This window comes from Vibrio sp. 1401 (assembly GCF_033340295.1).
The window spans coordinates 1-545 of the sequence record NZ_JAWOWF010000738.1 but is presented as its reverse complement, the minus strand read 5'-3'; the positions used below and the strand labels follow the sequence as shown (position 1 = coordinate 545).

Below are 545 nucleotides of genomic sequence, written 5' to 3'. Positions count from 1 at the left end.
CAAATTGTCGAGGAGACGCCTTGGCGAGTTACACATGTGTGCTACGATGCGGTTAATGTTAAGTGATAAATGCTGAACCTTAATGAAAGTGTTAAAAATTGCCGCCATTGCGGTCGCACTCGTTGCGGGATTCTACGCCCCGACGCTGCTCAAGAGTTTCTCTTCTTCCTCGACAGTCAAACCACTTGATGAGTACTGCCTGCTCTCGACAACGGCATGTGTCCAACAAGGTGTCACCATGACACTCAATGTCGATAATGCTCAGCCCCTTATTCCTGCTAAATTCGATGTCGAATGGAACAAAAGTGACGCAGAGCAGTTGGTTCTGAGCCTTTCAGGAAGAGAAATGGAAATGGGCAAGCCGAAGTTTCTCCTCAAGAAAATAGCACCTGGAAAATACTCTGGCGAAGTCGTGTTGCCCGTTTGCACTCAAGAATCGATGACGTGGGTCGGAGAACTGACCGACGGACAATCCACCATCTATCCCGCCATCAAAATGCAAAGATAAGGAATCATTATGAGCCGCAATTGGTCTCTCTTTCTCG

Annotated in this window: 1 protein-coding gene; it reads left to right on the top strand. The window is 47.7% G+C overall.

Annotated features, from left to right (window positions below; translation table 11 throughout):
• Positions 1-82: 82 nt before the first annotated feature.
• Complete coding sequence (locus tag R7Z77_RS27875; protein WP_025546108.1) at positions 83-508, top strand: hypothetical protein; 426 nt, start codon at positions 83-85, stop codon at positions 506-508.
• The last annotated feature ends 37 nt before the right edge of the window (positions 509-545 follow it).